The 26,472-nt window shown below is 60.4% G+C and carries 28 protein-coding genes and 2 pseudogenes; 19 read left to right on the top strand and 11 right to left on the bottom strand.

Annotated elements, in window-relative coordinates; translation table 11 throughout:
• Nucleotides 1-66 precede the first annotated feature (66 nt).
• The 5 genes from AWB74_RS39340 to AWB74_RS47065 form a co-directional block, all read right to left on the bottom strand.
• On the bottom strand, nucleotides 67-504 hold the full coding sequence (locus AWB74_RS39340) for an adenine nucleotide alpha hydrolase family protein (protein ID WP_061151975.1): 438 nt from the start codon (nucleotides 502-504) through the stop codon (nucleotides 67-69).
• The gene (locus tag AWB74_RS39335) at nucleotides 501-1,025 is read right to left on the bottom strand and encodes a CinA family protein (protein ID WP_061151976.1); all 525 of its coding nucleotides are present in this window, start codon (nucleotides 1,023-1,025) and stop codon (nucleotides 501-503) included. Before AWB74_RS39335 ends, AWB74_RS39340 begins: the two co-directional genes overlap by 4 nt.
• Nucleotides 1,026-1,384: 359 nt before the next feature.
• Nucleotides 1,385-1,858 carry a hypothetical protein gene (locus AWB74_RS39330; protein WP_143749430.1) on the bottom strand — a complete coding sequence of 158 codons (474 nt, stop codon included), beginning with the start codon at nucleotides 1,856-1,858 and terminating at the stop codon, nucleotides 1,385-1,387.
• A complete protein-coding gene (locus AWB74_RS39325; protein WP_143749429.1) occupies nucleotides 1,804-2,139 on the bottom strand; it encodes a DUF2934 domain-containing protein in 336 nt (111 codons plus the stop codon). The genes AWB74_RS39330 and AWB74_RS39325 overlap by 55 nt, the downstream gene beginning before the upstream one ends.
• A 47-nt stretch (nucleotides 2,140-2,186) precedes the next feature.
• Nucleotides 2,187-2,594 (bottom strand): hypothetical protein, encoded by a 408-nt coding sequence (locus tag AWB74_RS47065; RefSeq protein WP_200822099.1) that lies wholly within the window; start codon nucleotides 2,592-2,594, stop codon nucleotides 2,187-2,189.
• Between AWB74_RS47065 and AWB74_RS39320 the strand changes: the two are divergent.
• The 8 genes and pseudogenes from AWB74_RS39320 to AWB74_RS39285 all read left to right on the top strand — a co-directional run.
• Nucleotides 2,571-3,005, top strand: a pseudogene (locus AWB74_RS39320) (divalent metal cation transporter); the annotation flags it as partial. The gene AWB74_RS47065 and the pseudogene AWB74_RS39320 sit on opposite strands and share 24 nt — an antisense overlap.
• 729 nt (nucleotides 3,006-3,734) lie before the next feature.
• Nucleotides 3,735-4,427, top strand: a complete 693-nt coding sequence (locus tag AWB74_RS39315; protein ID WP_407642532.1) for a c-type cytochrome — start codon at nucleotides 3,735-3,737, stop codon at nucleotides 4,425-4,427.
• Entirely contained in the window at nucleotides 4,424-6,358 is a 1,935-nt protein-coding gene (gene ctaD, locus AWB74_RS39310) for a cytochrome c oxidase subunit I (protein WP_061151972.1), read from the top strand. The genes AWB74_RS39315 and ctaD overlap by 4 nt, the downstream gene beginning before the upstream one ends.
• A 29-nt stretch (nucleotides 6,359-6,387) precedes the next feature.
• The gene (locus AWB74_RS39305) at nucleotides 6,388-7,014 is read left to right on the top strand and encodes a cytochrome c oxidase subunit 3 (protein WP_061151971.1); all 627 of its coding nucleotides are present in this window, start codon (nucleotides 6,388-6,390) and stop codon (nucleotides 7,012-7,014) included.
• Between the two features lie 8 nt (nucleotides 7,015-7,022).
• Nucleotides 7,023-7,358 (top strand): hypothetical protein, encoded by a 336-nt coding sequence (locus AWB74_RS39300; protein WP_061151970.1) that lies wholly within the window; start codon nucleotides 7,023-7,025, stop codon nucleotides 7,356-7,358.
• The gene (locus AWB74_RS39295) at nucleotides 7,337-8,290 is read left to right on the top strand and encodes a cytochrome c oxidase assembly protein (protein ID WP_061151969.1); all 954 of its coding nucleotides are present in this window, start codon (nucleotides 7,337-7,339) and stop codon (nucleotides 8,288-8,290) included. Before AWB74_RS39300 ends, AWB74_RS39295 begins: the two co-directional genes overlap by 22 nt.
• Nucleotides 8,291-8,294: 4 nt before the next feature.
• A complete protein-coding gene (locus AWB74_RS39290; protein ID WP_061151968.1) occupies nucleotides 8,295-8,657 on the top strand; it encodes a c-type cytochrome in 363 nt (120 codons plus the stop codon).
• Between the two features lie 65 nt (nucleotides 8,658-8,722).
• Entirely contained in the window at nucleotides 8,723-9,943 is a 1,221-nt protein-coding gene (locus tag AWB74_RS39285; RefSeq protein WP_235024866.1) for a cytochrome c, read from the top strand.
• A 54-nt stretch (nucleotides 9,944-9,997) separates the two neighbouring features.
• Here the strand turns inward: AWB74_RS39285 and AWB74_RS39280 are convergent, their stop codons facing one another.
• Both AWB74_RS39280 and AWB74_RS39275 read right to left on the bottom strand, forming a co-directional pair.
• A complete protein-coding gene (locus AWB74_RS39280) occupies nucleotides 9,998-10,849 on the bottom strand; it encodes a formate/nitrite transporter family protein (protein WP_061151966.1) in 852 nt (283 codons plus the stop codon).
• A gap of 480 nt (nucleotides 10,850-11,329) precedes the next feature.
• The gene (locus AWB74_RS39275) at nucleotides 11,330-11,911 is read right to left on the bottom strand and encodes a hemerythrin domain-containing protein (protein ID WP_061151965.1); all 582 of its coding nucleotides are present in this window, start codon (nucleotides 11,909-11,911) and stop codon (nucleotides 11,330-11,332) included.
• Nucleotides 11,912-12,832: 921 nt separating this feature from the next.
• Between AWB74_RS39275 and AWB74_RS39270 the strand changes: the two genes are divergently transcribed.
• From AWB74_RS39270 to AWB74_RS39230, 10 genes are all read left to right on the top strand, one after another.
• Complete coding sequence (locus tag AWB74_RS39270) at nucleotides 12,833-14,002, top strand: zinc-dependent alcohol dehydrogenase (protein ID WP_061151964.1); 1,170 nt, start codon at nucleotides 12,833-12,835, stop codon at nucleotides 14,000-14,002.
• A 335-nt stretch (nucleotides 14,003-14,337) separates the two neighbouring features.
• Nucleotides 14,338-14,802: an alpha/beta fold hydrolase gene (locus tag AWB74_RS47785; RefSeq protein ID WP_235024864.1), complete on the top strand. Its 465-nt coding sequence runs from the start codon at nucleotides 14,338-14,340 to the stop codon at nucleotides 14,800-14,802.
• A gap of 69 nt (nucleotides 14,803-14,871) precedes the next feature.
• Nucleotides 14,872-15,294, top strand: a complete 423-nt coding sequence (locus tag AWB74_RS47780) for an alpha/beta hydrolase (RefSeq protein ID WP_235024863.1) — start codon at nucleotides 14,872-14,874, stop codon at nucleotides 15,292-15,294.
• 922 nt (nucleotides 15,295-16,216) lie between these two features.
• Nucleotides 16,217-16,795: a phasin family protein gene (locus tag AWB74_RS39260; protein ID WP_061151963.1), complete on the top strand. Its 579-nt coding sequence runs from the start codon at nucleotides 16,217-16,219 to the stop codon at nucleotides 16,793-16,795.
• 526 nt (nucleotides 16,796-17,321) lie between these two features.
• On the top strand, nucleotides 17,322-18,503 hold the full coding sequence (locus tag AWB74_RS39255; protein WP_087039454.1) for an extracellular catalytic domain type 1 short-chain-length polyhydroxyalkanoate depolymerase: 1,182 nt from the start codon (nucleotides 17,322-17,324) through the stop codon (nucleotides 18,501-18,503).
• 931 nt (nucleotides 18,504-19,434) lie between these two features.
• Complete coding sequence (locus AWB74_RS39250; RefSeq protein ID WP_061151962.1) at nucleotides 19,435-20,151, top strand: YrzE family protein; 717 nt, start codon at nucleotides 19,435-19,437, stop codon at nucleotides 20,149-20,151.
• A gap of 53 nt (nucleotides 20,152-20,204) precedes the next feature.
• Entirely contained in the window at nucleotides 20,205-20,651 is a 447-nt protein-coding gene (locus AWB74_RS39245) for a YsnF/AvaK domain-containing protein (RefSeq protein ID WP_061151961.1), read from the top strand.
• Nucleotides 20,652-20,701: 50 nt separating this feature from the next.
• A complete protein-coding gene (locus AWB74_RS39240) occupies nucleotides 20,702-21,568 on the top strand; it encodes a YsnF/AvaK domain-containing protein (RefSeq protein ID WP_061151960.1) in 867 nt (288 codons plus the stop codon).
• A 170-nt stretch (nucleotides 21,569-21,738) separates the two neighbouring features.
• On the top strand, nucleotides 21,739-22,095 hold the full coding sequence (locus tag AWB74_RS39235) for a DUF883 family protein (protein ID WP_087039458.1): 357 nt from the start codon (nucleotides 21,739-21,741) through the stop codon (nucleotides 22,093-22,095).
• A 161-nt stretch (nucleotides 22,096-22,256) separates the two neighbouring features.
• A complete protein-coding gene (locus tag AWB74_RS39230) occupies nucleotides 22,257-22,532 on the top strand; it encodes a hypothetical protein (RefSeq protein ID WP_061151958.1) in 276 nt (91 codons plus the stop codon).
• Nucleotides 22,533-22,995: 463 nt separating this feature from the next.
• Here the strand turns inward: AWB74_RS39230 and AWB74_RS39225 are convergent, their stop codons facing one another.
• The 4 genes and pseudogenes from AWB74_RS39225 to AWB74_RS39215 form a co-directional block, all read right to left on the bottom strand.
• Entirely contained in the window at nucleotides 22,996-23,559 is a 564-nt protein-coding gene (locus AWB74_RS39225; protein WP_061151957.1) for a hypothetical protein, read from the bottom strand.
• A 19-nt stretch (nucleotides 23,560-23,578) separates the two neighbouring features.
• Nucleotides 23,579-23,899 carry an adenine nucleotide alpha hydrolase family protein gene (locus AWB74_RS47060; RefSeq protein WP_407642533.1) on the bottom strand — a complete coding sequence of 107 codons (321 nt, stop codon included), beginning with the start codon at nucleotides 23,897-23,899 and terminating at the stop codon, nucleotides 23,579-23,581.
• Nucleotides 23,900-24,031: 132 nt separating this feature from the next.
• A pseudogene (locus AWB74_RS39220) lies at nucleotides 24,032-24,503 on the bottom strand (CinA family protein); the annotation flags it as partial.
• A 258-nt stretch (nucleotides 24,504-24,761) separates the two neighbouring features.
• Nucleotides 24,762-25,256, bottom strand: a complete 495-nt coding sequence (locus AWB74_RS39215) for a YciE/YciF ferroxidase family protein (RefSeq protein ID WP_061151956.1) — start codon at nucleotides 25,254-25,256, stop codon at nucleotides 24,762-24,764.
• A 719-nt stretch (nucleotides 25,257-25,975) separates the two neighbouring features.
• Between AWB74_RS39215 and AWB74_RS39210 the strand changes: the two genes are divergently transcribed.
• A partial coding sequence (locus AWB74_RS39210) for a manganese catalase family protein (RefSeq protein ID WP_143749428.1) occupies nucleotides 25,976-26,472 on the top strand: 497 nt, incomplete at its 3' end.

Genomic DNA, 26,472 nt, shown 5'->3' with positions numbered 1-26,472 from the left:
TCGATTCAAGGCGCCTCTGCGCTGGGCTCACGCCCGCCCTTGACCGCGAAACCACCCACTCGGAATTCAAAAGAGGCACAAAATCTCGCTGATAATCGTCCGCATACTGCGCGCCCCCTGTTCGAGCGCGCGGAGCATATCATCGGCTGCTGACTGGGTGTCTACAGTCAATGTCTCGTCGGGTCGGACAAAGTTCAGCGCCCGCTGTGCATCCTCCTCATCGCGCTGGGCCCCGTAAGGCAGCCGCACAGCGACGAAATGTGCTTCATAGCGGCGCGCACACAAGCGTTCGACGCTTAACTGCGCAAGTCGACCGGCAGCCAACAAATCCACGCCACCACTGATGCCCAGCACATCCGTCCGCGGTCCATGGGACGTCAGGTAATCGGATAAGAATGCAATGCGACGCTCGCGTTCGCTGCCCTCGTCAAAGCGTTGGCCCACGCCGAGTTCTGCTATCACGTCAAGTTGCCACGCCTTCAGGTCATCGCTTGCCAGGTTCATCTGAGTTCTCCATGCTGATCCGACGCATGTGGAAGACGGTTGAAATGGTGCTCGATTCGCGACAGCGCGTAAAGGGCAGCAGCGTGTCTCACCTCATTGCGATCGCCTTCAAAAACTTTAGTCTCCGACACGCTGACGATTCGGCCACTTCGCAGTTTGAACGACCATCCGAAGCATTGGGTCCCAGGCGCGGGAACACTTCCAGCGTTGCCGTCCGCGACACCGGTATTGGAAACTGACATATCCGCGCAACACGCTTCGAGTCCTAGTGCGCCTTCGGACATTTCGCGGGCGACCTCTTCGCTTGTCAGGCCATATCGGCTCATCGTGTCCTCCTGAACGCCAAGAAAGCCGGCTTTTCCGGAAGGCGAGTACGTGATGAAGCCTACGTCCAGGCACGCGCCGCTGCCCGGGACCGACGAGATCAACGATGCGATGAGACCGGCCGTGCATGACTCAGCCGTGGCTAGTTTCAAGCCTCTCGAACTTAGGAACGACACGACCTGTCGTGGAATGTCCATCTTCGTCTCCATCATCTTGTTGCTTTGTCTCCCGCGACAAGCAATCCGTAATCCCGATTTGCACTCGACGCCGGTGTCGAGATCAGAATCCGGGCCGCAGACGGGCCGTCCAGATGACAGCGCCTTACTCCGGCGGCATATTCCGAGCCGCGATCCGGGGACGGCCTGGCTTACCTATGCGCCTTGTCTAATTTGGGGTTGTGGTGAGGCACAGCTTCTTTCAGCAGGTGCTTGAATGTCGGTACCACTGCTAAGGTCGCCGCCAGTCCTTGCAGCGGCACTGTTAGCCAGTTTTGCCGGTTGGCCGCTTCATAGCAGACTTCGTACGCCGTCTTCTCCACCAGGAATAAGTCCAGCAGTCATATCGCGTCCGGCCTAGGCGGCTCAGGACGGCGCGGTGCAGACGATGCATAGCCTTCCAGAAAGCACTCTTCGGCTTCTTTCTGCACGCTGTCCCGCCGTTGAGCAACGAATGCCTCATCGGACGCCCGCTCGGCGCTTCGTCCTTTCATGCCGAACTTGGCCGCGTAGGCAATGGAGCGCAGGAGGCCGGCTACATCGCGCAGCGGACTGGATTTGACGCGTCGCTCGTTCATCTCACGAGCTGGCTCGCCCTCGAAGTCGATGATATGGGCATCGTCCCCCGCGAGAAGGACCTGGCCTAAATGAAAGTCGCCGTGGATGCGGGTTTTTATAGGATCGGAGTCTGAGATACGTGCGGCTTTGATCGCCGCGAAAATCTCGTCCCGGTGCGTCATAAGCGTTGATGCCAGCTTGTCTACGGATGCGTCGTCGCGGCGCGTTGCCGCGATAGCTTCAAAGGCCTTCTGCAACTGGGAGATCGTACCGAGCCTCCAACTCTCGATATCTGCGCTCGTCGCTGCCTCCGGCGCGAATGCCGGGCAGAATCGCGTTTCGATGATTGCGACGTTCTCCGGGACCAACAGGTCCGTGAGATTCCCGAGTGTAGGGAGATGACCGGCGCAGCGCTAGTCAACCGTTCGTCCGCCTTTCTCCTTGCTCTCTCCCAATGCGCCTCAGCACGCCCCGTGGGCCTGCCTTCCCACTCCCAAAGGTAATAGGCTGCGACCCGTAAGCGCTCCGTATCGTCCATGCCCAACCTCGTTTGTTTGCTTGGATTGACCTCGCCGACACGGGCGCCTAACAAACCCGACAGTGAAGCGCTTCCAAAGGCGACCGCGAATTGTTCCTGTCTCGATCGTCCCATGTCGTCAGGTAGATGTCGCTGTTCGTGTTACTCCGCGGACTGCCTTCGCTGTCTTCGCTCACGGCGCTTCTCGAGAGGATGCGCGCGTGCGCGGTATGCCGCTGATCGAATCGTGTCTGCGCAATACGCACGCCACGACTGGCGATGATCGTTGAAAGCGCGGGCGCGGTACGCGAGTTGCTCGAACCAGCGGGTCCAAGACAGGCCGTTTCTTCGGCAACCGTTGGCCAGCGAAATCCGAACGTTCTCACTGGCTGGGCATGCACACGACGGTAATTGATCATCATATGAATACCAAGCAATCCGGCATGCCCAGCATTGCGCCGCTCGTCGGCAGCCATTGGCAGCTGTTGCGTTCGCCTCCGCCCTCCTCGCCTGCGGCCTGAACGCGACGGTCACCGGGACGCTCGCCGGACAAACGGTTATGGAAGGCTTTCTGAATCTGCGAATCGCGCAATGGGCCCGTGCGCTACTGACAAGGTTGCTTCCGATTGGTCCTGCGCTGCTAGCCGTGGAGTTCTAGGGTCAGCATGGGTCGAACGCGCTGCCTGACGCCACGCAGGTCGTGCTGCGTTTGCAGTTGCCACTGGCAGTCATTCCGCTGGAGCGTCGCTCGGGCTCCACTGCTGGCTGCCTGGACGTGCGCGGGCGTCATTGTGGGTTTGAATACTGCGCTGCTATGGCGGGCTCTGGTCTGGCAAAAACTCAGCCCGATAAGACATTCTACCTTTCTGCTCAATCCGGATCTGTAGCTTTCGCAACGGCAATAGGTCCTATTCTTATTCCGCCTAAAAATGACGGTGGCTGCCCCGCGCGGTGGCTCAAAACCTACCGCATCTAGCCCGGTTGGCGCTCATCGGGATGACTGAACACGGCAGGCGGAATCGTTGGGCCGGGTCGCGCTTCCCCGTTATGGGAAGGCACTGCTATAAGCGTCCGCACGAGCACCTCCACTTGCAAAGCATGCCGCCTCGCACCCCCGACGCCACGAATGGCGCGGGATGTCTGCAAGGGTGCGCAGGCTTGTGAGATCCAACGTCTCCACACGTGCTGGACAAGCTCGATGCGATATGGGCGAGCCGTAGCCGTTGACGCGCCGTAGAGACTCGCAATGTCAACGGAACGGCGTTTGCTAAGCACGGGTTTGCGAGCTTGGTGTCGAAGTTTCGTCGCAAGGCGGCCGGGCTTTTCGAAACAATCGATCCTCACGGTCAATTATGCAAACGGCGTTGGTCCCAGCAGGCGTTCAAGCCGGCCGCATTCTCGAATTGTGGCACCTGACACTCGCAGTCTGCTGCGTAGTCTTTGCCGCGATCTTACTGGCGTGCCTTATCGCAATAGTGCGTGCTCCGCGCGCCAATCGCGCGACGCTGGTGGATCTGTCGAGCATTGACCGCCCGCAGCCGCGCACGCGTTTCTGGGTCGTCGTCGCGACGGGCGTCTCGACGCTGCTTCTGTTCGGGCTCTTGTTCGCGGACGTCATGACCGACCGCGCGCTGTCGCGCCTGCCAGTCGACGACGCGTTGCGCATCGAGATGACTGGCTATCAATGGTGGTGGCAGGCGCGTTACTTGGGCGATGGCAACGCTCCCGGCTTTATGCTCGCCAACGAACTGCATGTCCCCATCGGTCGACCGGTAATCATCTCACTGAAGGCGGCCGATGTGATCCACACCTTTTGGGTGCCCAATCTGCATGGCAAGAAAGACATGATTCCCGGGCGTGACGCGACCATTGAGTTGCGCGCGGACAAGGCGGGTGTCTATCGCGGTCAGTGCGCGGAATTCTGCGGTTACGAGCATGCGCTTATGGCGTTCTCCGTCACCGCCGATCCACCTGCGCAATACGCGGTTTGGGCTGCGCAGCAGCGTCAGCCCGCCACCTCGCCTGCGGACAACGTTGCCTTGCATGGGCGCGACGTTTTCATGAGCCACGACTGCGCGCGCTGCCATACCGTTCGGGGCACCGATGCGAATGGCACCATCGGGCCAGACCTCACGCATCTGGCCAGCCGACAGTTCATCGCGGCCGGCACGCTTGCCAACAATCGCGGCAATCTCGCGGGTTGGATCGTCGATCCGCGCACGCTCAAGCCGGGTACGATCATGCCCGGCACGCGTCTGCCACCCGCCGATCTGCAGGCGCTGCTTGTCTGGCTGGAGACACTCAAATGAGCGATCAGAAGCCCGCTGCCCGACTCGTCGATGGCCCGCACAGTTCGCCCGAAGTGCGCGACGCGCTTGCAAGCACATGGAGCGACCCGCCAGGTGTCCTCGGCGCGTTGAGTGCGATCAATCACAAGACCGTGGCCCGGCGCTTTATCGTGACGACCCTCGCGTTCTTCCTGCTCGCGGGACTGCTCGCGCTCGTGATGCGCACACAACTCGCGCGCCCCGATCAGCGGCTCATCGGGCCAAATCTTTACAACGAGCTTTTCACCATGCACGGCACGACAATGATGTTTCTGTTCGCCGTGCCGGTAATGCAGGCCGTCGCCGCCTTCCTGGTGCCTCTCATGATCGGCGCGCGCAGCATCGCATTTCCACGCATGAATGCGTATGCGTATTGGATATTTCTGTTCGGCGGGCTATTGCTCTTTGCGTCGCTGGTTGTCAATACGGCGCCGAACGCGGGCTGGTTCAGCTATGTGCCGCTCGCCGGTCCCGATTACTCGCCTAACAAGGGCGCAGATATCTGGGCGCAGATGATCACCTTCACTGAGCTTGCCGGACTCATCGAAGCCGTGGTGCTCATTACGACGATTTTCAAAATGCGCGCGCCCGGCATGTCGCTCAACCGCATGCCCCTCTTCGTGTGGGCCACGCTCGTCACGCAGTTCATGGTGCTCTTCGCGATGCCCTCCGTCATGCTGTGCAGCACCGCGCTCATCCTGGACCGGTTGGTCGGTACGCACTTTTATAATCCCGCCAAAGGCGGCGACGTGCTGTTGTGGCAGCACCTCTTCTGGTTCTTCGGGCACCCGGAGGTCTATCTGGTCTTCATTCCGCCGCTGGGCTTCATCTCGTCGATCATCCCCACGTTCGCGCGCCGGCCCGTGTTCGGCTATCCCGCCATGGTGCTCTCGCTGATTGCGACGGCGTTTCTCGCCTTTGGGCTGTGGGTGCATCACATGTTCGCGACCAACGTGCCGGAGCTGGGCAAAAGTTTCTTCACGGCCGCGAGTCTGATGATCGCGATCCCTTCGGCGATTCAAATCTTTTGCTGGATTGGCACGCTTTGGACGGGGCGACTCAATCTTCGTACACCGCTTCTGTACGTGCTCGCATTTTTCTTCATCCTGGTGATCGGCGGGATGACGGGCATCATGGTTGCCTCGGTGCCGATCGACCTGCAGGTTCACGACACATATTTTGTCGTCGCCCATCTGCATTACGTGCTGCTAGGCGGCGCCGTGTTTCCGCTGTTCGGCGCGTTCTTTTACTGGTTTCCAAAATTTGCGGGCCGCATGCTCGACGAGCAGCTGGGCAAGTGGCAGTTCTGGCTGTTCTTTATCGGCTTCAACGTCACGTTCTTTCCGATGCACTTGCTGGGTCTTGAAGGTATGCCCCGACGCGTGTGGACTTATCCGCACGGCATGGGCTGGGACGGCATGAATTTAACGGCGACCATCGGCGCCTACATGATCGCGGCGAGCGTGTTGCTGTTTATGGTCAATGTCGCCAGGACGCTGCGTAGTCACGATCGCGCGAGCGCCGATCCATGGGGCGCGGGCACCCTCGAATGGAGCGTGCCGTCGCCGCCGCCACCCCACAACTTCGATGCGATTCCCGTGGTGCACGGCCGCGACCCGCTGTGGGAACCGTCCGCGCAGCCAGCTTTCGTCACCGGCATCGCCGCTGATGCGCGCGAAGTGCTCGTCACGACCGTACTCGATGCGAAGCCTGATCTTCGGCCGCTGTTTCCAAGGCCGTCGATCTGGCCGTTCCTGAGCGCCGTGGCGACGACCATCCTGTTTATCGGCTCGATCTACACGCCGTGGGCCATCGTGTGGGGATCAGTGCCGGTGGCGGTAGCAATGATTGCGTGGTTCTGGCCCAGGCGCACTGATAATCGGCTGGCCGTCGCACGGGAGCGTCACCCATGAATACGGCATCCAGGAATACAGATACGCGCATGGCGCAGGCGCGCCCCGACGATTTCGACCGCTCCCGCGTCGTGTTGGACGTCAGCGCACTGCCGACCTTCGGCTTCAGCCATCGGAGCCTCATGTGGTGGAGCACGATAGGGCTCATGCTGATTGAGGGGACGGTGTTCGCCATCGCAGTGATGATGTACTTCTACCTGCGCAGCCGCGCTCCGAGTTGGCCGATGGCAGCCGATGCGCCGCGCGTGCTGTGGGGCACCCTCAACACCGCCGTGCTGGTGGTGAGCCTGTGGCCCAATCAGCTTGCCAAGAAGGCGGCCGAGCGCGGCGACCGACGCCGGGCCTGTCTGTGGCTCTGGATGTGCCTGCTCGCCTCCGTCGCGTTTCTCGTGCTACGCGGCTTCGAGTTCGCCTCCCTGAACGTCAGTTGGTACACCAACGCGTATGGCTCGGTCGTATGGCTGCTGCTCGGCTTGCACACGACGCACCTGATCACCGATACGGTCGACACCGCCGTGCTCGCAGTGCTGCTCGTCACGGGACCGTTTGAAGGCAAGCGCTTCGTCGATGTCAGCGAGAACGCGGTGTATTGGTATTTCGTCGTGCTGAGCTGGCTGCCGATCTATGCGGTCATCTACTGGGCGGCCCGTCTCTGAACCTGATCATGAAAACCTGGCTCGCGCTTCTGGGCGCTCCGTCGATCGTGCTCGCCTGCCTCACCGTCAACTACGCGCTGATCGCGCCGGCTTGCCGCCTGTCGAGCCACGCGCTCCTGGACGGCGTGAGCGGCGCGAGTCTCGTCGTGTGCGTACTGGCGACGCTGCTCGCATGGCAGCGCTGGCGCGACGCGCAACACGCTCACCCCAGCCCGACGAACGATGCGTCTGCCCTGCCGGCGCGACCCGGCTTCGTCGCCGCCGTCGCGACTGGAGTGGGTGCGTTGTCCGCAGGGGCTGTCATCGCCATTTCGATACCGCAATGGATACTTCCCGCCTGCTGAGAAGGGCCGTCGCGTCCGCCCCCGCCTGCGCGGTCGTGTGGAGCGACGCAGCGCTGGCGCATGCGCTTTCCTCGGGCGCATCACGTACCGAAGTGTCGCCGCTCGCATGGACTTTCGAGTGGTGGGTTGTGATCGCCTTGCTGTTAAGCCTCGCACTGTATATCGCCGGATACATGCGCTTGCGGCCGCGCGGCGCGCAGGGTCGCGCGACGCGCTCGATGCGGCTCGCCTCATTCAGCGCCGGATGGCTCACGCTGGTACTCGCACTGGTGTCGCCCCTGCATGCATTGAGCGAGTGGCTGTTCTCGGCTCACATGCTCCAGCACGAGTTGCTGATGCTCGTGGCGGCGCCCCTGCTCGTGATCGGCCGGCCACTCGCGGTGTGGATATGGGCATTTCCGACCGGCGCAAGGGCAGCCATTGCCGCGGCGGTGCGCTCGCGCTGGATCAGGGCGCCCTGGCAATGGCTGACCGCGCCCGCCGTCGCCTGGATGTTACACGCGGCGGCGCTCTGGTGCTGGCACGCACCGCGTTTTTTCGAGGCGGCGCTCGCTCGCCCCGGCATTCATACGCTTCAGCACGTGAGCTTTTTGGGGAGTGCGCTGCTGTTCTGGTGGACGGTGTTCGGGCGGCCGTCGGGCGCACAAGCCACCGGCAGCGCGCACGCCATGCTTTCGCTGTTCACGACAATGGTTCACACGGGCGCGCTCGGTGCATTGCTGACGCTGGCGCCGGGCGTCTGGTATCCGTCGTGCATCGAGACCACGCTCGCACTCAGTTTCGATCCGCTGCAAGATCAACAACTCGGCGGGCTCGTAATGTGGGTGCCGGGCGGCCTGGCTTACCTCGTTGGCGGATTGTGGGTGGGCGCGCGCCTGCTGATGCGTCGCGCGCAGCCTCACATTGCGGCAAGCGTGCCACATGAGGGCTAACGACATGCGCAGCCTGTCGACCGCGCTTCTACTGTGCCTAGCGCTCACCGCATGCAAAGGCCGACCGCCCGCCTCCGACGCCATCACCGGCGGCAGTCCGCAGCGCGGCCTCGAAGCAGTCCAGCGCTACGGCTGCGGGGCGTGCCATCGGATCGACGGTGTGCCCGGCGCATACGGCAAGGTCGGTCCGACGCTGGAAAATGTCGGCGAACGCGCCTACGTCGCCGGAAAGCTGCCGAACTCGCCTGACAACCTGCAAACATGGATTCGCTTCCCGCAGCGCGTGGTACCCGGCAGCGCGATGCCCGATCTCGATGTCAGTGAAACCGATGCGCGCGACATCGCCGCCTACCTCTACCACCAGTGAATGCAATGCGTGCCGCCCTCCCTGCCCTTCTTCTGCTCACGGCGCTTTCGCCATGCCGCCCCGTCATGGCGGAGGACGTGCCCTCGCCCGGGCTACTCGCGCGCGGCGAGTACGTGGCAAAGGCCGCGGATTGTGCCGGCTGCCATACCGCACCGCTCAAAGGTCGCCCCTACGCGGGCGGTCTCGGCTTGACTTCGCCGTTTGGCACGATCGTCAGCAGCAACATTACACCGGACAAGCAGACCGGCATCGGCAACTACAGCTACGAGGATTTCGCACGGGCACTGCGCGAGGGCGTGGCGCCAGGCGGCAAGCGCTTGTATCCCGCTATGCCTTATCCATCCTTTGTGAAGATCAGCGACGAGGATATGCACGCGCTTTACGCCTACATGATGCACAGCGTGCCGCCAGTGACGTACCGCCCACCCCCAACGACGGTGCCATTTCCGTTCAACCAACGCTGGGCGTTGGGCTTGTGGCGTAGCGCCTTCGCGCCCCAGGAGCAGTTCAAACCGCATACGGGCCACGACGCCGCGTGGAATCGCGGCGCGTATCTCGTGCAGTCGCTCGGACATTGCGGCTCATGTCACACGCCACGCGGGATGGGCTATCAGGAACAGGGCTACGACGAAGCGTCGACGAAGTTCCTTGCCGGTGGCATCAATGACAACTGGTTCGCACCGAATCTGCGCGCAGACCCCGGCTCGGGCCTCGGACGCATCGCGCCCAACGACATCGCGGCGTTCCTCAAGACGGGTCATGGCGCGGGCATGGTCGCGTTCGGCAGCATGGTGCAGACGATCGAAGACAGCCTGCAGTACCTAAGCGACGACGACGTGCGGGCGATCGCCGTCTATCTCAAGAGCCTTTCCGCGAGTGGTGTCGCGGACGGCGCTTATGATCCAGCGCTCTCCAAGCCCGGGCGTCTCAAGACGCGCGCGCCCGATGTGCCGCCCGCGCAAGGCGCGGCAGTCTATGCGGGCTTTTGCGCGCAATGCCACCGCGACGACGGACGCGGCGTGGCGGATGCGTTTCCTGGGCTGGCAGGCAATCCGTCGGTGATTAGCGAAGACACCACCTCACTGATTCGACTGGTCGTCGAGGGTGGGAACAGTCCGGCGACCATTCACGGCCCCGCCCGTCAGCCGATGCCGCCGTTCGCCGACCGGCTGACCGATGTACAAATTGCGCAAGTGCTCACCTATGTCCGGGCGTCCTGGGGCAATGATGCACGCCCTGTAACTGCGAACGATGTGGCGTCACTGCGCAGTTCCCTACACAAGTGAGCGGACCTATCGCCGATGCAGCGCGACCGTTTTCCTGAAGAGTGCAGCCGCCGCTCACTCCTCCCGGCGTGCGTCGTCAATCTCCGGCGCGATGGCCGCATGATTGATGATCGCCACCATCGAGATTCCGCCGAGCATATTGCCGATGAGTGTCGGCACCAAAAAGACGCTGAAGTAATCGCTAACGCCGACTGTTCCGATGATGACGGCATAGGCAGCCTCGGCCGAACTTGCGATGACATGCGTGAGCTTGCTTACTCCGACTGTGTAGGTAACGAGAAGAATCGTCAAGAGACGAGCCGAACGCGCACTGGGCAGTAGCCAAACCATGAGTGCGATCAACCAGCCCGCGAACACAGCTCTCACAAGTGTGACGCCAAACGTCGCGCTAAATGGCGCACGTGCAACCTCCGCAAGCGCCGCTGTGACCTCTGTGTCGAACACGTGTTTGAATTGCAGCAGCGCGGCGAAGATCGTGGTGCCAACCAGGTTGAAGAAAAGCACGATGGCCCATAGGCGAAGCGTCTTGCCGAGCGTGCCAAGGTTGCGGCGGGTGAGAACGGGAAGCACGGCCGTCAACGTGCTTTCGGTAAAGAGTTGCTGGCGGCCGAGAATCACAAAAACGAACCCAATGGTGTACCCGAGACTGGTAATTAGATGCCGCCAGCGGGTATCGGGCAACGCACCTTCCAAGATTGCCTGCACGAGAAAAGAAAATCCCATCGACAGGCCCGCCGCAAGGGCTGACCACATGAGCGCAGCGCCACTGCGCTCCATTGCAGCCTCGCCCTCTTCCCGAACAATTTCATGGATGACAAGCGGACGCGGTGTTGAATGGTCGGCCGCCTGTTCGCGCTCGTTGCTATCAAGGTGTGGGGACCCAGCACCTGCGGTTTGGTCGGACATACAGTTTCCCCGAAAGAATGCTTTGTGTGGGACGAACTTACGGAACGTTCCGCGACTTGTACGGACGGGATTCGATCATTGCCCCTCGCTCAAACGCCAAACGCATGTCCCGACCGCATGGCGTGTTCCTGGCTTTATCCGTCAACTCCGTTCGGCGTTCGAAGTCGCAGCAGCGGGCTGACATGCAACAGCGGTTTTACTGCTTTACCGGAGGGGCAAGCGAACGAAGGGAGGTCCGGAACAAGCTCGGTGAATGTGCGTAGAGCGTCGACGTCCTTGCACGTCGAGGTCGGCGACGACGGGAAAGGCTACAGCGCCGATGTGGAGGGAAACGCCTGCCAACGGCCCGTCGCCTTACTAGCGGCGTGGGCGCTCCACCGGATGTCGAGACCACAACGTCGTCGGGCACGAATTGGACCTTTTCTCTGCCTCTCGCGACCGACGATCGCGCAGCTCGATGACCTCGTCTTCAGCGACGCCTTACGCCTGGTTGCGCCCCGATCGTCGCGCGACTCCCTTTGCGGGCTGTCGACTGCGACGTTCCGTAGCGGCGCGCAGGCCATGCGCCAGGATGAATGCGCCGATCGACACCATTGCGAGCGAGGCGGCTGGGAAAGTCGCTACCGTATTCACGGCGATCATGGCCGGGCGCCGCTGTGCGACGAGCTGCAGCCTGCGCGTGCTCATTCGCTGACCGAGCTGCGTTAGCCGGGAGGTAAGCGCCCGCTCGGCAGTTGGCAACAGCACCGTCTCTTCCTCGGCGACATGGTGGATCACTTCGCGCATGAGGTGCATGAAGCGTGCGTCATAAGCAGCATCGTTAGGCCGCATCGCTCGCAGTCTCGCGATGTCTTCGCGCATCTTGTCGTGTTCGGATTTGCTAGTGGCAAGGATCTCGTCAGATGACATAGCAGCGCTGAGCGCCGGATAGAGGATCTCTTCTTCGAGTTGCGCATGAATTTCAAGCGCGGTACAAGTGAGCTCGACGATGGCGCGTTTTCTCCACCACGGCGTACTGCGGCGGTAGCGATGAAACGCCGCTATAACGTGTGTGTGATCCATTCGGATCATTGTTGTGATGGAGAGCGGGCCTAACTGCAGATCCACGGGGACTCCTTGGCGTTGGCGCTTTTTCAATGGTGGCCGCACGACCGCGCTATTTTCGTGGCCGCTGCGGGTATCTATCCCCACGTTGGAGCAGAATGTATGCCCGCAGTCGGCGTTCGTCGCCGCACTGCGAGCCGTCCGATCTAAACTGTCGCTTCAAAGCACTGCGGCCGGAACGCGTAATGGTACGCCCCTTGCATCGCTCGTTTTCAGGCAACTTGGACGACCAAAATAAACGCCACAATAATCGCTCACGGATCACCCCCCGACGGACGCGTCGGTCGAGATTCATCGATTCAAGTTTCTGCTGGACGACGCGACTGCTTCTCCACTCGCGGAGACTATATCTCTGCGCACCGCACGGGTCATTTGTCGAAAACTTGGAGGATGGCAACGCTTTCATCAAGATGCTGCAGGCGATTGAGCGGGCACAGCCGGCCGAGTACGACAATTTGGTCGACCGGATCTTTCCCGACCACTAACAAACATTCTTCATCCGATGGTGCACATCCAACGCAGCGATGTGACGACGCGCCTCTACCCGAATAACTACCGACATGTGGCAGAACGCACGCTCGCACTTACAAGCATCAGCTTCCCATCGGAGTTGAGCCAAGGGCGAGCCACCGTCCCGTGCTTCTTCCGCAGTGGCGTTCTTTGGTTTTACCGCGCTGACTCTGCGTCGCGCGGTTAGAGGCGGCAGCTAGGGCCGCACAGGGCTTCGGAAGAAAAGCGGCCACGCAGTGCGCAAGCGCGTGCAGCGCTTACGCTCGCCTGTCCGTACTTCATCGCGGAACAGCAATTGCGCCAGTGCCGATGGCGGACGGCGCTACATGCCCTTCGCTACGCCCGATCAATTATCCCGCAGGAGGAATAATGCGCGCACTACGCTGGCACGGAAAGCACGACATTCGATGCGACACCGTTCCCGATCCTGGAATCGAAGAAGGGCGTGATGCCATCGTCAAGGTTTCGTCGTGCGCAATCTGTGGCTCGGATCTGCACCTTTACGACGGTTTCATGCCGACGATGAAGAGCGGTGACATTCTGGGACACGAATTTATGGGCGAAGTCGTCGAAGTGGGCCGTGAGAACAAGGCGCTCAAGGTTGGCGACCGGGTGGTCGTGCCGTTCACCATTTTTTGCGGCGATTGCGACCAGTGCAAGCGTGGCAATTTTTCGGTTTGCGAACGCAGTAACCGGAATAAGGCGGAAGCCGACAAGATGTTCGGCCACGCCACCGCCGGGCTATTTGGCTATTCGCATTTGACGGGTGGCTATGCGGGCGGTCAAGCTGAATTTGTTCGCGTACCGTTCGCAGATACGACCCACGTGAAAATTCCCGACGGTCTCACTGACGAGCAAGTCCTTTTCCTTGGAGACATCTTTCCGACCGGTTGGCAGGCAGCGATGAATTGTGAAATCGCGCCGACAGATACGGTCGCGATCTGGGGCGCCGGTCCGGTGGGGCAGATGGCGATTCGAAGCGCCGTCCTGCTCGGGGCGAAACAGGTAGTTGTGATCGATCGCGTGCCCGAGCGGCTAGCGATGGCGCGAGAGGGTGGAGCAATCCCTATTAACTTTGACGAAGAAAGTGTCATCGATCGGCTCGGGGAGTTGACTAACGGAAAGGGTCCGGAGAAATGCATTGACGCGGTCGGTATGGAGTCTCACGCGACCCGGTCGTTTGATGCAATGTACGATCGCGTGAAGCAGGCCGTTATGCTCGAATCAGATCGTCCGCATGTGCTGCGCGAAATGATCTATGTGTGTCGCCCAGCAGGGATCCTGTCGGTCCCGGGCGTTTATGGTGGGCTAATTGACAAGTTACCCTTCGGGGCGTCGATGAATAAGGGATTGACCTGGAAAATGGGGCAAACCCACGTCAACCGCTGGACCGACGACCTCCTGCAGCGCATCCAAGAAGGTCAGATCGACCCCTCTTTCGTGATCACCCATACCGTTGCGCTAGAAGAAGGTCCGGGGATGTACAAGACTTTTCGCGACAAAGTCGATGGATGTATCAAAGTCGTCCTAAAACCATGATCCCCGGACACAGTCACGGCGGGCAGTTTGATGTGCAAGCGCACCTGCACGGGCAAATCGTCGTCTTACCCCGCGGACGCAGTCCGTGTTTTCTGACGCCACGCTGGCCGGGGAGCGTGGCGTCGGCCTTGTGCCGACACAACCTCGTCTCGACCATCTTTTTTTGTCCTCTCAGTTTCCACTCCGCTTTACTCGCCGACCCGTTCGAGTTCCATTTCGACCAAAGCTCCTAATGCTTGAGGTCACTCGGCAGCCGCTATCTGCCTAGGCCCGATGGTCGATGGGCCTGCGTCGAAAGCACGTTTGAAACTCTCATCCCAATGCATAGAGGCCGCATGTCACGTCTTTTACGTCGAACCAGCACCGAGCGGCAAACGTTGCTGTCATGGGCGACTGCCGCCGCCACAGTCGCTACGCTTGCCGTCTGGAACCACTATCAGGCCCGCAGGGCAGTACGTCAACATCCGCCCATCGGACGTTTTGTGGAAGTGGAAGGAGTGCGTTTGCACTATCTCGAGAAAGGCACGGGTACCGCTGTTGTCTTGCTCCACGGCAATACCGTGACCGTGCAAGATATGGTCTGCAGCGGGCTCTTCGACCAATTGGCAGAGAAGCACCGAGTCATCGCATTTGATCGGCCGGGCTATGGTTTTAGCGAACGACCACGCAACCGACTTTGGACTTCCCAAGCGCAGGCACGACTCTTTCGGGAAGCACTCAAGCAACTCGATGTCAAGCAACCGGTGGTGCTCGGCCACTCGTGGGGTACGCTGGTCGCCCTGGATCTTGCGGTTGATTAGCCTTCCGAGGTGCGCGGACTCGTGCTCGTTTCGGGCTACTACTATCCCAGCGCACGACTCGACATTGCCATGAGCGCGCCGGCAGCCCTCCCGCTCGTTGGCGATGCCCTGCGTTACACCGTCTGCCCGCCAGGTGCGCGCCTTCTGCTTAAGCGTACTGCGCAAGCGATGTTCGCACCGGCTCCGCTTCCTGACACTTTCTTCGCTGCCATGCCGCGCTCCATGCTAACGCGTCCGGTGCAAATCCGGGCGGAGGCGGAAGACGCCGCGTTGATGGTTCCCGCAGTGACGCGGCTGCGCGCGCACTATCCTGAGCTCCGCATGCCGGTGAGCATTTTCGCGGGTGCTGGCGACAAGATTGTTGATGTCGACGGACACTCGGCTCGATTGCATCAAGACGTTCCGCACAGCTCGTTGACCATCAAGCCAGATGCCGGCCACATGGTCCACTACTTGATCGTAAAGAAATTTCTCTTGCGATCGATGGGATGACGGGAAACGCCATAAGACCGACACCAACGCAAAGCGTCAACGTTAGCAACGTTTTCAGTTCGGTTGATTCCAGATGACCCAACTCTAGCCGGCGCCGCGTCCGATGGCGGATCGCGGCGCGCGCGCTTTTATTTGCTGTCCTTCTTGCCCGCTTGCTCTTCTGACACGTCTTGCTCCGCTAGCAACCTCAACTTCTCATCGGTTGCCTTCTCTTCCTTCTAAGTCTCAAGAAGCAGCTGCATAGCTTGGGTGGAGCCGAGCTCTTCGCCGAGCGCGAAGATCTTTTCGACGACGGTGCACGAATAGTTTAATTTCACGTCACCCGTGAAGAGCGCCTGTTCATTCGACTGCCGCAGCGCGGCGCCGGTGCCCTTTCAGGTTTTGTTTCGCGATCTTAGGCGCAAGCTGCCCGAGGCGCACACGCTCTAGCCAATCCAACCATCACCTCGTGGAAAGTGGCCGCATCCGGCCTCGATGCAATTACCTCTCGATAGTCTCGCTTCATGTCCTATGGCGTCGCTCGGTGCGATTGCGACGCTCAGTTGCAGTTGCGCGTGCGAGCGCTGGCACCAACAGGCTCCGCATTCGCGCTCCTCGGGGCGCCGCGCCAAAAGTTGGTCACCGATCCGCCCTCGCCGCACACCGGTCAATTCTGCCAAGCGCATTGCTCAAACAGGACAGGCGTCGTCCGCCCGGCCGCGGAAAAAGTGGGCGCATATTCTGCCGTGCGAAAACGCGAGAACAAGGCGGCGATCAGTCGAACGATCGTTAGCGGGAACACATGATGCGAAGCAACTCCGGGCTCTCCACATAACGGTCCCGTTGACGAAACGGAGCCGCATACCGCACTTGTCGGAAGCTCCGCTGCACCAAGCGTAGACCTATGCCTGGCCCAAGCAAGAGGGCAACGGTCTGCCATTAAATGCGTATCGCCGATTTGTCGGCAATCATCTTTCAGAAGGAGCATTCAATGTTTCAATACCCCGGTTATTTCGCTGATCAGATTCCGTCCCTGGCGCGCGCCAATTTGCAGACGTTCCTAAACGTGACCGGGCGTTTCGCGACCGGTCTTCAGGCGATAACGGAACTGAACGTGCAAACGGTTCGGAAAATGGTCGAGGAGAGCAATACGCTCCTGCGCGCGGGAGATAACGTAGGCGTAGGCGCAGGCGACGTGCTCGGCTGGCAGTCCATCATGCTGGCGCAGTTCCCACAGAAAGCCGCTTCGTACGGCCAACACATGCTGTCGATTATCACCTCGACGCAAGACGACATGATCGGCGAAGTGCGTAGTCAATATGAACGCAGCGGCGCCAAGTTCAATGACATGGCCAAGGTCGCTGCCGATGATGTCCGGGCGGCCGCGCAACCTTCGGGCGGGCTCGTCGTTAGGCTCGCCGATACGGCAACCGAAGCTGTCCCGGAAACGAGCGGGGCCGTGCTCGATGCGAACGGCGAAATAGCAGGGACTGCGCGTTCGACAGCGAAGCGTCCCGCTTAAAGTCTGGCGACGCATGAAGTCTCGGCGGCTTCATGCGCCATGTCATGTCGCATCCATCGCCGGCGGGTGGTCACGGACATTTTGGCTGCCCGGGCAGCGCTCACGATGCCGACCGTCCGGAGCTCACGTGGATCGTCACGCGCGGTCTCGCTCGAACATACGACGGGCAGCGGCAATCGCCGTGACGAGCATAGGCGCCAAGGGAAGTGAGTGATACGCGATGCGCTCAGCGATCGGCTCCCACCGATCTGCCCCATGTTAAGCCTACGCGAGGGCTCGCCGGTCGCCCGCAGCGCGCGAAAGAAGTCTTTTCGTCGAACGAGCATCGCAAAGATCACCGGTTCTCCAAACTTTCAAACGCCTCTCCCACGGAAGCGTTTGAAGCGGGGCGCAGCTATGCGGTTGAAATTAATCTGCCCGATCCTCCGTGCCCGGGAACGACACCTGCGCACGCCCTCCGTCACCGTACAAGGTAGTTTCGTAATACGACCGGAACCCGCAAGCCGTCCTAAATTAAGAACTGAAAATGAATATCTTTAATCGTCTTGCATCGGCAAACGCCGCCCTCTGGTCGCTGTTCGCGGGCAGACCGCTAGGTTTCGCGGTGCAATCTTTCGTCGATCCGCAATCGGCCGATAGCGGTATGAGGCCGAAAGCACCCTCATTACTCCCGGTCGACATCGTCGACGAGCCGCCCGCGGCGAAGCCACACCTCCCCGCTGCTGCGCCCTTTATTAGGCCGCGGAGGACATCAGCGAGGAATGGTCATCAATGGTTGAGCAGTCACTTCGAACACGTCGGTCAAGCGCACCGTTTCAAGCTCTTTGTTCCGAGTGGCTATCGTGGCCAGTCGCTTCCGATGGTCGTCATGCTCCACGGCGCTCAGCAAGATCCCGACGATTTCGCGGCCGGCACAGCAATGAACGAGGCCGCCGATGCGCACGGCTATATTGTTGCCTATCCAGAGCAGTCGGAGAGCGTCAGTCTACTGAGATGCTGGAATTGGTTTCGTCCTGGAGACCAGGTGCGTGAGTCAGGCGAAGCATCGATGATCGCCGCCCTCACACGAGAGGTTATTGCGACGTACAACGTCGATGATGCTCGCGTCTATGTGGCAGGAATGTCAGCGGGCGGTGCCATGGCCGTTAATCTTGCGGTGACACATCCCGATCTGTACGCGGCCGCCGCAGTTCATTCGGGTGTCGCCTTCGGTGTTGCGCACGATGCGTTTTCAGCGCTCTGCGCAATGAACGATGGCAAAGGAAAGATCCGCCTGCCCGCGCGATTGATTGACGGCTCTCAGCCGCGCAGTGTGCCGCTCATTGTCTTTCACGGCGACGCTGATGACACCGTGCATCCGCGCAACAGCGATCAGATCGTCTCAATGCGCCGGTTGTTTCAATGCCAAGCCGGCGCTGCGCATCACTCTCCAACGGAAGTGAGCGAAACGGAAAACGGCTACCCCTACACGCGCCGCATCTTTCATGACAAAAAGGGTCTGCCCATTGGCGAGCAATGGCTTGTGCATGGCCTTGGTCATGCATGGTCGGGAGGAGACCCCAAGGGCACCTATACCGACGCACGCGGTCCGAGTGCAACCGACGAGTTCCTTCGATTCTTCGACCAATTTGCGCTGCACAGCCCGCCTGCGCAGGCCCCCTTGACCCTCGGCCTCGAGTGCGATGTGCGCCTTGCGCAGGCTGACTAAAGCAGGACTTGCTTTTCGCTGGTCGCGAGCGGCATGTATTCGCGGTCAGATTGTCAGACCCACGTGGCGGCTGATCCTTCAAGCTAATGGACGTCACTAACTTGTCTTTCAGGTGAAGGAACCGCTCCCGGCGCAAATTGGCTTGCTTTCACTAGATTCCAATGCGGGGTAGGCGTATCGGCTCAGCGCAGACGCACCGGCTGTCGGGCCGATCTCTGCGCCAGGCGAGGTCGTTTGTGGCGATAAGCACGGCGACACGGCCTAAGCTGACGTTGTGGGCTTCCCGCGCGGTAACTCAGACCGTCCAAGCCCTCTTGCTCTTGTTCCTCGTCCCTCAATCAATGAACTCGCGAGAAACGCTCTCCGGGAGACGATCAATGCAGCTTGAATGGGTCGTACGAGAAGCCGGGTGGTTTGGCCGCGCCTCTCGTCCCACAGTTAAACCTGTGCGATATCAAGGCATCGTAGAATCCCGCTACCGCTGCGATTGCAAGTCGGCAAACCGGCGGGGTCTGTGTTCGCACGACGCTCCGTAGCGAGCGGCCGGCGGCGTCGATGCACAGTGGCTGGAATGGATAAATGCCTCGCGGGGGCCGGCAATGAACTTTGGTCGCTCTTCCGCCGCGCAACGTGGCGCTCCATCTCACATTGGCGGTAGCGCCGGCATAAACCTTTCTCGCGCGCCCGATCGTCGCGGAAATTTACCAATGCATTCACTGTCGGGCTGCTTGATTTCAAACGGTCGAGAAGATCCCTCTTTGTAAACGAGAATCAACATCGACGAACTCGCGCCGAGTTTACTTCGTAGTACTACCCTCTCGCAGAGCGCTCGCCATTGTGGACTTGTAGGCACAACGCTTGCGCTTTAGCAGTTGCCGATGCGTTCGGCATTTGGCGCTCCCCATGCGTTCACTTACCTACCGAGACTTCCATGAGACTTCTAACGACTCGAGATGGTCTGCCCCGTTTGTCATGGGGTTCAATTATCGCCGGCGTCATTCTTTCGATGATCGTCTACCTGATCATGAGCGTGCTCGGTACGGCGATTGGCGCCTCGCTCCTGTCGCCGATGTCGAAACCCGATCCGTTGCATGGGTTCGGGTTCGGGTCCGGGGTCTGGGTCATCGTCACCACCGTACTCGCGGTCTTTGTCGGTTCGTATTATGCCGGCCGCTGCGCACCAGTGCTCGGATGGCTTCATGGTCTGTTGTCTTGGGCTGTCATGACACTACTCGTCGTGTACGGCATGACCTCAATGATCACCGGCGCGGTCAGCACGGCGGGTAGCGTCGCAGCGGCGACCGCACAGGTCAGCGCGACCGCCGCAAATCAATCCGGGACCACCCCGTCGATAGTTGACACGGCTAAGCAGCAGGTCCAGGCAGTAGTCGCATCTGCGGCGTCGGCCGCGTCAAGTCCGCAGGCCGAACAGACGGCGCGTGAAACGGCGGATACCGCCGCACGAGGCGTGGCCAGGGCGAGCTGGTTCTCCTTTGCCGCGCTCATCGTAGGCGCCATCATCGCGATCGTCTCGGGCAGCGCCGGCTTTCGGCACCAGCCGCCATTCGAAGAAAGCGGTGGTATGGCAACTGGCGTCGATAGGCCGCCGATGCGCGGCCGCGCCGTGCCGGGAGGCGGTCGTCTTTAAGTGGGCGGCTTTCCGACAGCCGGTCCGAGCCCGGCAGTAATCAGGAGGAGCTCATGCGTGATGAAGAGACTTCCGGCGCGACACCAGCGCCCGATTCGTATGACGCAGTGCGTGTGTCGGCGGTCAAGGAAGAGATCGCGGTCGGCGTCGCAACGGTGGAAACAGGCGCCGTGCGGGTACGCAAAGTCGTCCATGAAGAAATGCAGCCTATCTCGGTGCGCCTGCGGACTCAGGAGGTCGATGTTCAGCGCATACCGGTCAATCGGCCTGTCGAGGAGCGTGACGAGCCGCGACGCGAGGGCGACACGCTCATCATTCCCATCTACGAATACGTCCCGGTTGTACGCATGCAGTTGACCTTGAAAGAAGAAGTGCACGTCAAGACGACCGAGATTGAAGAAGACGTGATCCGGCGCGTACTGACGAACTCGGAAGAACTCGTCGTCGAGCGACGCGAGGGACCCGACGGCCGGTGGAAGAAGGATCCAAGCGCCGGCTGATGTTTCACGAAGTCTTTTGAACCGTCCAACTCAAATTAGGGGAAGCTGAAATGGCACAGACAATAATCGGTGTGTTTGATTCGTTCGCGGATGCCGAGCGCGCTCAAAGTCGGTTGGAGTCAGAGGGCATCGCTCGTGCGGACATGGAGGTTCACAGCTCAACGATTGGCGACGCCAACACAATGAGTGGAGATCCGACGACGCGGTCCGTAACCAATGACACGGGTGAAGACCGCGTTCACGACGGACCGGTCAGCGGCATTGAACACTTCTTCAAAAGATTGTTTGGCAGTATCGATGAGCCCGAGGAGATTGGGCACTATCACGAAGCGGTTCGACGTGGAGGTGCTTTGCTCTCAGTCGAAGTCGCCAATGAGACCTCCGTAGAACGTGTCCGGGATGCACTGTATGCCGAAGGCGCCGTTGACATTGACTCACGTGTCGCACAGTGGCGCAGCGCTGGCTATACCCGTTATGACCGTGGCGCGCCGGCCTACACTGCCGATGAGATCTCGGCGGAACGCCAGGCATTTCCGGTTGTTCGAGAGTCGCTCGAAGTGGGCAAACGAGCGGTGCAGACAGGCGGTGTTCGGGTATATGCGCGCGTGACAGAAACGCCGGTCAGCGAATCCGTCAGCCTACGAGAAGAGCACGCCACCATTGAGCGCAGAGCCGTGGACCGCCCGGCGACGGCAGCCGATCTGAAGGAAGGCTCGGTAGAAATTCGCGAGACGGCCGAAGAACCCGTGATCACCAAAACTGCGCGCGTCGTCGAAGAGGTGGTGGTCGGTAAGGAAGCATCTTCCCGAACCGAGACCGTCAATGATACGGTACGCGGCACCGAAGTTGACGTCGAAAGAACGGCTGGAGCAGACGACAACCTTGCTGTTCGACCCGTCGATAAGCCGCCTCGTTGAGATTGGCGAAGTGGGGGACAAACGGAACACTCCGCAGTCCCCTTCTTTTTCAGTTTCACCCGCATGGTACTCACGGCGCCTGACCGCGATCGCGTAACGGAGCCTTCTTCGGATCGGCGCCACCGCACAAGTTGTTGTCTCAATTCCCGAACACCCTTTTGGAGGATGTCATGGCGAACATCGACGGTCCCGAACCGGTCAATTCCCTCGTTACGGAGAAGGCTGATAAGGCGTATGAATTTCCCACCAGCACGAATTCAGACTCCCCGCAAGCAGAGACTAAGCCGCCCTCAACCGCCGGCGAAAGCGACTTCCGGGAAGCATCCCAGTCGTGGGACGCCAAATCATCCGGTGGTGACGCACGCGCCAGCGCAAAAGCAAAGCTCGCTGATATGAGAGGCGCTCTGGTTAAAAACTACAGGGCGGCGAGCGACACGACAGATGATTTCGTGCACGACAATCCGTGGAAGGCCATCGTCCTTGCTGGATTAGGGGGCTTGATTGTTGGCATGCTCGTTTCGCGATAGACCTATGCGAACGGACGGGCACGCGGTGCGCCCTTCGTTTGCTATTCTCCTGCGGGCTACTAACGTGCCTATGCTACGGGCCACGTACCGGCGGTAGAACTTGCCCGAAACCGATACCATCAAAGCCACGACTTCACAAAACCCCACAAGGAGACGTACGGATGACCGAGTTCGACGGACTTGACAAGCTAACGCGCCAACTCGAGGAAGCGTCGCGCGTCTTCCAATCACTGGGCGGGGAACTCGCCCACGTCACGGTCGTGCCTGGCGATAAATCGAGCGTGCGAGCGGCGACCCAGCAAGTTCAAGCGGCGATCGATCAAAAGGCGATGTGTTTTGAGGGGAACGAGCTTGTGGAGTCGATGGTCCGGCAACTCAAGATGCGGTATCGCGACGAACTTATCCATCGAGGGCGCGGCCCAGAGGTCGAAGTTTAACTTCTAGCCTCCGGCCCCTGCCACCCTCGTGAAGCGAGAAACACCACCGGCGTACGGTGTCTCTACCGCGAGCGCCCCATGGTTGTATATCACAGCGGTCGCGACATCGTACGGCATCATGTCGGCCAATTTGGCAACCGACAACGTCGCTCACGAGGCTTGGTGCGCCGGTCTTCGGCGGCAAAATCGGGAGTGGTGAGTTGCCAGTCCGGTCCGCTAAACTGTTGCGCGCCGCTACGACTCCAGTGAAGGCCTCGTCGATAGCATTGCCAGCCCATGTCGTGACGTTGTTACCTGCGCCCTTAATGACTGAAACGATCGTCATGACGTCGTGAGCCTGCAGATCGTCATGGACGACGAGATCGACGTGACTGAAGCGAGCGTCGCGTAGCCTAGTGCGTCTTTGGTGAGCTTTCTCGGGAGGAGATTGCCTCGAGGAACGACCGGTGATTGCTGACGCGCGTCACTCATCACCGTCCGCGCCGCGGCTTGTCGACGGTGGAGGCTGAAGCCGGGGCAGGCCGAGCGTGGCGAGCGCCGTGCCCGCCTGTGCCAGGAAGACATCCGGCCAGGTCGCGCACAAGAGTTCAAAGGCCACCCGGGCCTCGGGCGCCAAGTCAGCGAGACGCGCGTTGTCTTGGGCGAGCGCCGAGGGACAATCGTCGCTATTGTCATACTCCGGCAGCGCGCCATACATCACGCGCTGGACCGACGCCACCGCGCCGGAGTCGGCAATGAAGTCGATCAGGGGCACAAAGCGCGCGTTTTGGTGGAGCGTGACCCCATACGTCTCAGCCAGCGCGATGAGCACGCCGAGTTCGATGCGGGACGGTTTGATCGGCCTCAGCGGCACCGCGTCGCCCTGTGCGGTGAACCGCGCGGCGGCCGCACGCCGCTTGAGCGTGATGGCCTCGTCGAGTTCGAGCACGACGCGCGTTACGGCGGCAGTCGGCGCTTCGTTGGGCCAGCGGTCATATGCCTTCCAGGCGCCGAAATCGCTATCATCGGGCGCAAGGTCTTGAGCCACGGCCCTGCCCTCTCTTGTGTTAAAAATGCTCAGTCCTTCTGCAAATCATCCGTGTCTGGGCGCCCGCTCGCTCAAGGGCATCGAGCATTTCATCGGAAGCCCCTTTCACGTTGACCTCGAACGTCTCGTCCGGCCGCACGAAATCCAGCGCGAGCCGCGCATCGTCCTCGTCGCGCTGCGTCCCATAAGGCAGTCTCTCCGCGACAAAATGAGCCTCATATTTGCGTGCCCGAAGCCGCTCGACGCTCAACTGAGCAAGACGGCCTGCCGTCGAGGAATCAACACCTCCGCTGACGCCGAGAACAAGTGTTCGAAGACCGTGCGAGCGAGGTAATCGCACAAAGCCGACCCGCCCCTCGCGCTCGATGTCCACGTCGAACTGGTCGATAACGCCGAGTTCGTCGATTATCTGCCGCTGCCAGGCCCGCCAATCGTTCGGATCGCTCTTCTCTCCGGTATCACGAGACCGTTGCTGGTCGAAGCAATGTTCGATCCGTGAGATCGCGTAGCGCGCTGCGGCTTGTCGCACTTCGTTACGCTCCCCTTCGAATTTCTTCGTTTCGCTGAAGGTCACGACGTCTCCGGTGTGTGCACGAAACGACCACGCGAAGCACTGTGTGCCTGCGGGTGGCCCGCCGCCCGGTGCGGCGTCGGCGACACCCGTGTTGGAGACCGCGACATCTGCGCAACATGCCTCTTGCTGCAGCGCGCCCTCGCTCATCTCGCGGGCAACGGCTTCGCTCGTCAGGCCGTACCGCTCCATCGTTTCCTTCCGCACGCCGAGGAAGCCAGCTTTACCAGAGGGTGAATAGGTGACGAAGCCCACGTCAAGGCAGCCACCGCTGCCGGGAACGGACGAAATCAACGAAGCAATGAAGCCAGCGGTGCAGGATTCAGCCGGCCAGCTTCAGGCCCCGTGAGGTAAGGAAGGAAACCAGGTCCATGTCCGTCTCCTATACATAGCCATGCGCCCGAGCACGCCCGTGCTCGGGCGCACGCCGAACCGATCGGCCTCAGCTGCGTCCTCGCAGCGGCATAGTGGCCATGAGAGCCCTTTCATTGCTGAAATACGGACGACAGCCTCGTCCTGCCATGTCGAAACAATGAGTGCAGCCAAGGCCCGTCTGATGGGTTCTCACCAGCGCCGCGCGGAATTACGCACTTGCCTAACCCCTTTGCACGGCTCATCACCCGATACCGTATTACTTGCCCACCTCCTCCTTCGACAACTCTTGCTTAGCCAACATGGTCAACTTTTCGTCCGTTGCCTTTTCCTCCTCCAACGTCTCCAGTAAAAGCTTCATGCCATCGGTGTAACCGAGCTTTTTGGCAAGCGTCGCGAGCGTCCCATAGGCAGCAATCTCATAGTGCTCAACTTTCTGAGCCGCCGCGATCAGCGCTGCATCCAGGATCGGACCTTTCTCGATTTCCTCGATCTGCTCCTGGCCCTCTTCGACGAGTCCCTCCATGGCGACACACTTGACGCGCTTGAGCTTGACGCTAGTGCTTTCGACTACTTGATCGATACGCTCGACCTGTCCTTGTGTCTCCTCCAGGTGAGTTTTAAAGGCGGTCGACAATTCAGGATTGGTTGCAGCCCGCGCCAGTCGGGGCAACGCCTTGGTCAATTGCTTTTCCGCACTGTAGATGTCGGAGAGCCCGTGAATAAAAAGATCATTTAGCGTAGTGACCGCCATGACAATTCTCCATAGAAGGTGGGGAGCAACGGCCTAGGTTCCGAGCGCAAACCCTATGCCCGAATCGAGCCTCATGTCTATTCCGAGACAGCGCGCCGGGAAGTCGACCGATCGACCGACTGAGTCCGACGGCTTCGCGGATCGCTATCGCCTCCGAATCGGTCCCAGTCAGGACGTAAAGCGTCTTTGCGACATGACCCTATCGATTGACGAAGCCCGCCCGACCCTTGGGAAGCTGGGCGGTGGGGACTTGGCGAGTTCATTACGACGAGAAAGTAAATAACCAGCGACGCCGACCGACGCAGCTTCCACGCCGATCGAACGAACGTTTTAGCCGGGAGAGTGCTTTGATAGCTTTATTAGCGGTTCGCCCCTCAGCCTGACTTCGGGTGCCAACGTTTCAACACGTTGACCCCGTGTGTCCGGCAGCCTGTATCGAGCGGTCCGCCTCGGGCGTTGTACGAGGAGGTGGGCGCGGGCTGATGGGCATAAGCATTGCTCTGCATGGCTAAGGGCGCTTCTTTTCGCGGAGCGTCTATTTATCAAGCGGCAGTGCCGCATCACGCCAGCGCACGTTCGTAGCGCTGAGACTCGAGGCAGATGGACCGTAAGTGACGCCGACGCGCTCCTCCCGGTCGCTCCGAGTTCATTCCTTGTGATTCATTGCGTACGCGGTGCCGCGATGGCCTGCGCACGTCTCAAAAAATGGAGCCTTAAACATGTTCGTTCATAACAAGCGCCTTCAATACACAGTGCGAGTAGCTGCGCCGAACCCCGGCCTCGCTAACCTATTGCTTGAGCAGTTCGGTGGGCCGCAAGGCGAATTGGCCGCCGCGTGCCGTTATTTCACCCAGGCGGTGGCGGAGGATGACCCCGGTCGCAAGGACCTCCTATTTGATATTGCGACAGAGGAACTGAGTCACCTCGAGGTTATCGGTTCGATCGTCGCGATGCTGAACAAGGGTGCAAAAGGCCAACTGGCAGAAGGCGTCCAGCAAGAAGCAGAGCTTTATCGCTCGCTGACCGGGGCTGGGAACGACTCTCATATCACATCTCTACTGTATGGCGGCGGTCCATCGCTTACCAACTCCGCTGGCGTACCTTGGACCGCGGCCTACATCGATACGATCGGCGAACCTACAGCCGATTTGCGCTCCAACATCGCCGCTGAGGCGCGCGCAAAAATTATCTATGAGCGTCTCATCAACATCACGGA

It is taken from the genome of Caballeronia arvi, assembly GCF_001544695.2.
GTDB lineage: Bacteria > Pseudomonadota > Gammaproteobacteria > Burkholderiales > Burkholderiaceae > Caballeronia > Caballeronia arvi.
The sequence above is the reverse complement of the archived record's forward strand: the minus strand, read 5'-3'. Positions and strand labels throughout refer to the sequence as shown.

What these genes read in the sequence shown, in the direction of transcription:
- AWB74_RS39340 (WP_061151975.1), bottom strand. Translation starts at nt 504, where the DNA reads ATGAACCTGGCAAGCGATGACCTGAAGGCGTGGCAACTTGACGTGATA.
- AWB74_RS39335 (WP_061151976.1), bottom strand. Translation starts at nt 1,025, where the DNA reads ATGGACATTCCACGACAGGTCGTGTCGTTCCTAAGTTCGAGAGGCTTG.
- AWB74_RS39325 (WP_143749429.1), bottom strand. Translation starts at nt 2,139, where the DNA reads ATGGACGATACGGAGCGCTTACGGGTCGCAGCCTATTACCTTTGGGAG.
- AWB74_RS47065 (WP_200822099.1), bottom strand. Translation starts at nt 2,594, where the DNA reads ATGGCTGCCGACGAGCGGCGCAATGCTGGGCATGCCGGATTGCTTGGT.
- AWB74_RS39315 (WP_407642532.1), top strand. Translation starts at nt 3,735, where the DNA reads ATGACCGACCGCGCGCTGTCGCGCCTGCCAGTCGACGACGCGTTGCGC.
- ctaD (WP_061151972.1), top strand. Translation starts at nt 4,424, where the DNA reads ATGAGCGATCAGAAGCCCGCTGCCCGACTCGTCGATGGCCCGCACAGT.
- AWB74_RS39305 (WP_061151971.1), top strand. Translation starts at nt 6,388, where the DNA reads ATGGCGCAGGCGCGCCCCGACGATTTCGACCGCTCCCGCGTCGTGTTG.
- AWB74_RS39300 (WP_061151970.1), top strand. Translation starts at nt 7,023, where the DNA reads ATGAAAACCTGGCTCGCGCTTCTGGGCGCTCCGTCGATCGTGCTCGCC.
- AWB74_RS39295 (WP_061151969.1), top strand. Translation starts at nt 7,337, where the DNA reads ATGGATACTTCCCGCCTGCTGAGAAGGGCCGTCGCGTCCGCCCCCGCC.
- AWB74_RS39290 (WP_061151968.1), top strand. Translation starts at nt 8,295, where the DNA reads ATGCGCAGCCTGTCGACCGCGCTTCTACTGTGCCTAGCGCTCACCGCA.
- AWB74_RS39285 (WP_235024866.1), top strand. Translation starts at nt 8,723, where the DNA reads ATGGCGGAGGACGTGCCCTCGCCCGGGCTACTCGCGCGCGGCGAGTAC.
- AWB74_RS39280 (WP_061151966.1), bottom strand. Translation starts at nt 10,849, where the DNA reads ATGTCCGACCAAACCGCAGGTGCTGGGTCCCCACACCTTGATAGCAAC.
- AWB74_RS39275 (WP_061151965.1), bottom strand. Translation starts at nt 11,911, where the DNA reads ATGGATCACACACACGTTATAGCGGCGTTTCATCGCTACCGCCGCAGT.
- AWB74_RS39270 (WP_061151964.1), top strand. Translation starts at nt 12,833, where the DNA reads ATGCGCGCACTACGCTGGCACGGAAAGCACGACATTCGATGCGACACC.
- AWB74_RS47785 (WP_235024864.1), top strand. Translation starts at nt 14,338, where the DNA reads ATGTCACGTCTTTTACGTCGAACCAGCACCGAGCGGCAAACGTTGCTG.
- AWB74_RS47780 (WP_235024863.1), top strand. Translation starts at nt 14,872, where the DNA reads ATGAGCGCGCCGGCAGCCCTCCCGCTCGTTGGCGATGCCCTGCGTTAC.
- AWB74_RS39260 (WP_061151963.1), top strand. Translation starts at nt 16,217, where the DNA reads ATGCGTATCGCCGATTTGTCGGCAATCATCTTTCAGAAGGAGCATTCA.
- AWB74_RS39255 (WP_087039454.1), top strand. Translation starts at nt 17,322, where the DNA reads ATGAATATCTTTAATCGTCTTGCATCGGCAAACGCCGCCCTCTGGTCG.
- AWB74_RS39250 (WP_061151962.1), top strand. Translation starts at nt 19,435, where the DNA reads ATGAGACTTCTAACGACTCGAGATGGTCTGCCCCGTTTGTCATGGGGT.
- AWB74_RS39245 (WP_061151961.1), top strand. Translation starts at nt 20,205, where the DNA reads ATGCGTGATGAAGAGACTTCCGGCGCGACACCAGCGCCCGATTCGTAT.
- AWB74_RS39240 (WP_061151960.1), top strand. Translation starts at nt 20,702, where the DNA reads ATGGCACAGACAATAATCGGTGTGTTTGATTCGTTCGCGGATGCCGAG.
- AWB74_RS39235 (WP_087039458.1), top strand. Translation starts at nt 21,739, where the DNA reads ATGGCGAACATCGACGGTCCCGAACCGGTCAATTCCCTCGTTACGGAG.
- AWB74_RS39230 (WP_061151958.1), top strand. Translation starts at nt 22,257, where the DNA reads ATGACCGAGTTCGACGGACTTGACAAGCTAACGCGCCAACTCGAGGAA.
- AWB74_RS39215 (WP_061151956.1), bottom strand. Translation starts at nt 25,256, where the DNA reads ATGGCGGTCACTACGCTAAATGATCTTTTTATTCACGGGCTCTCCGAC.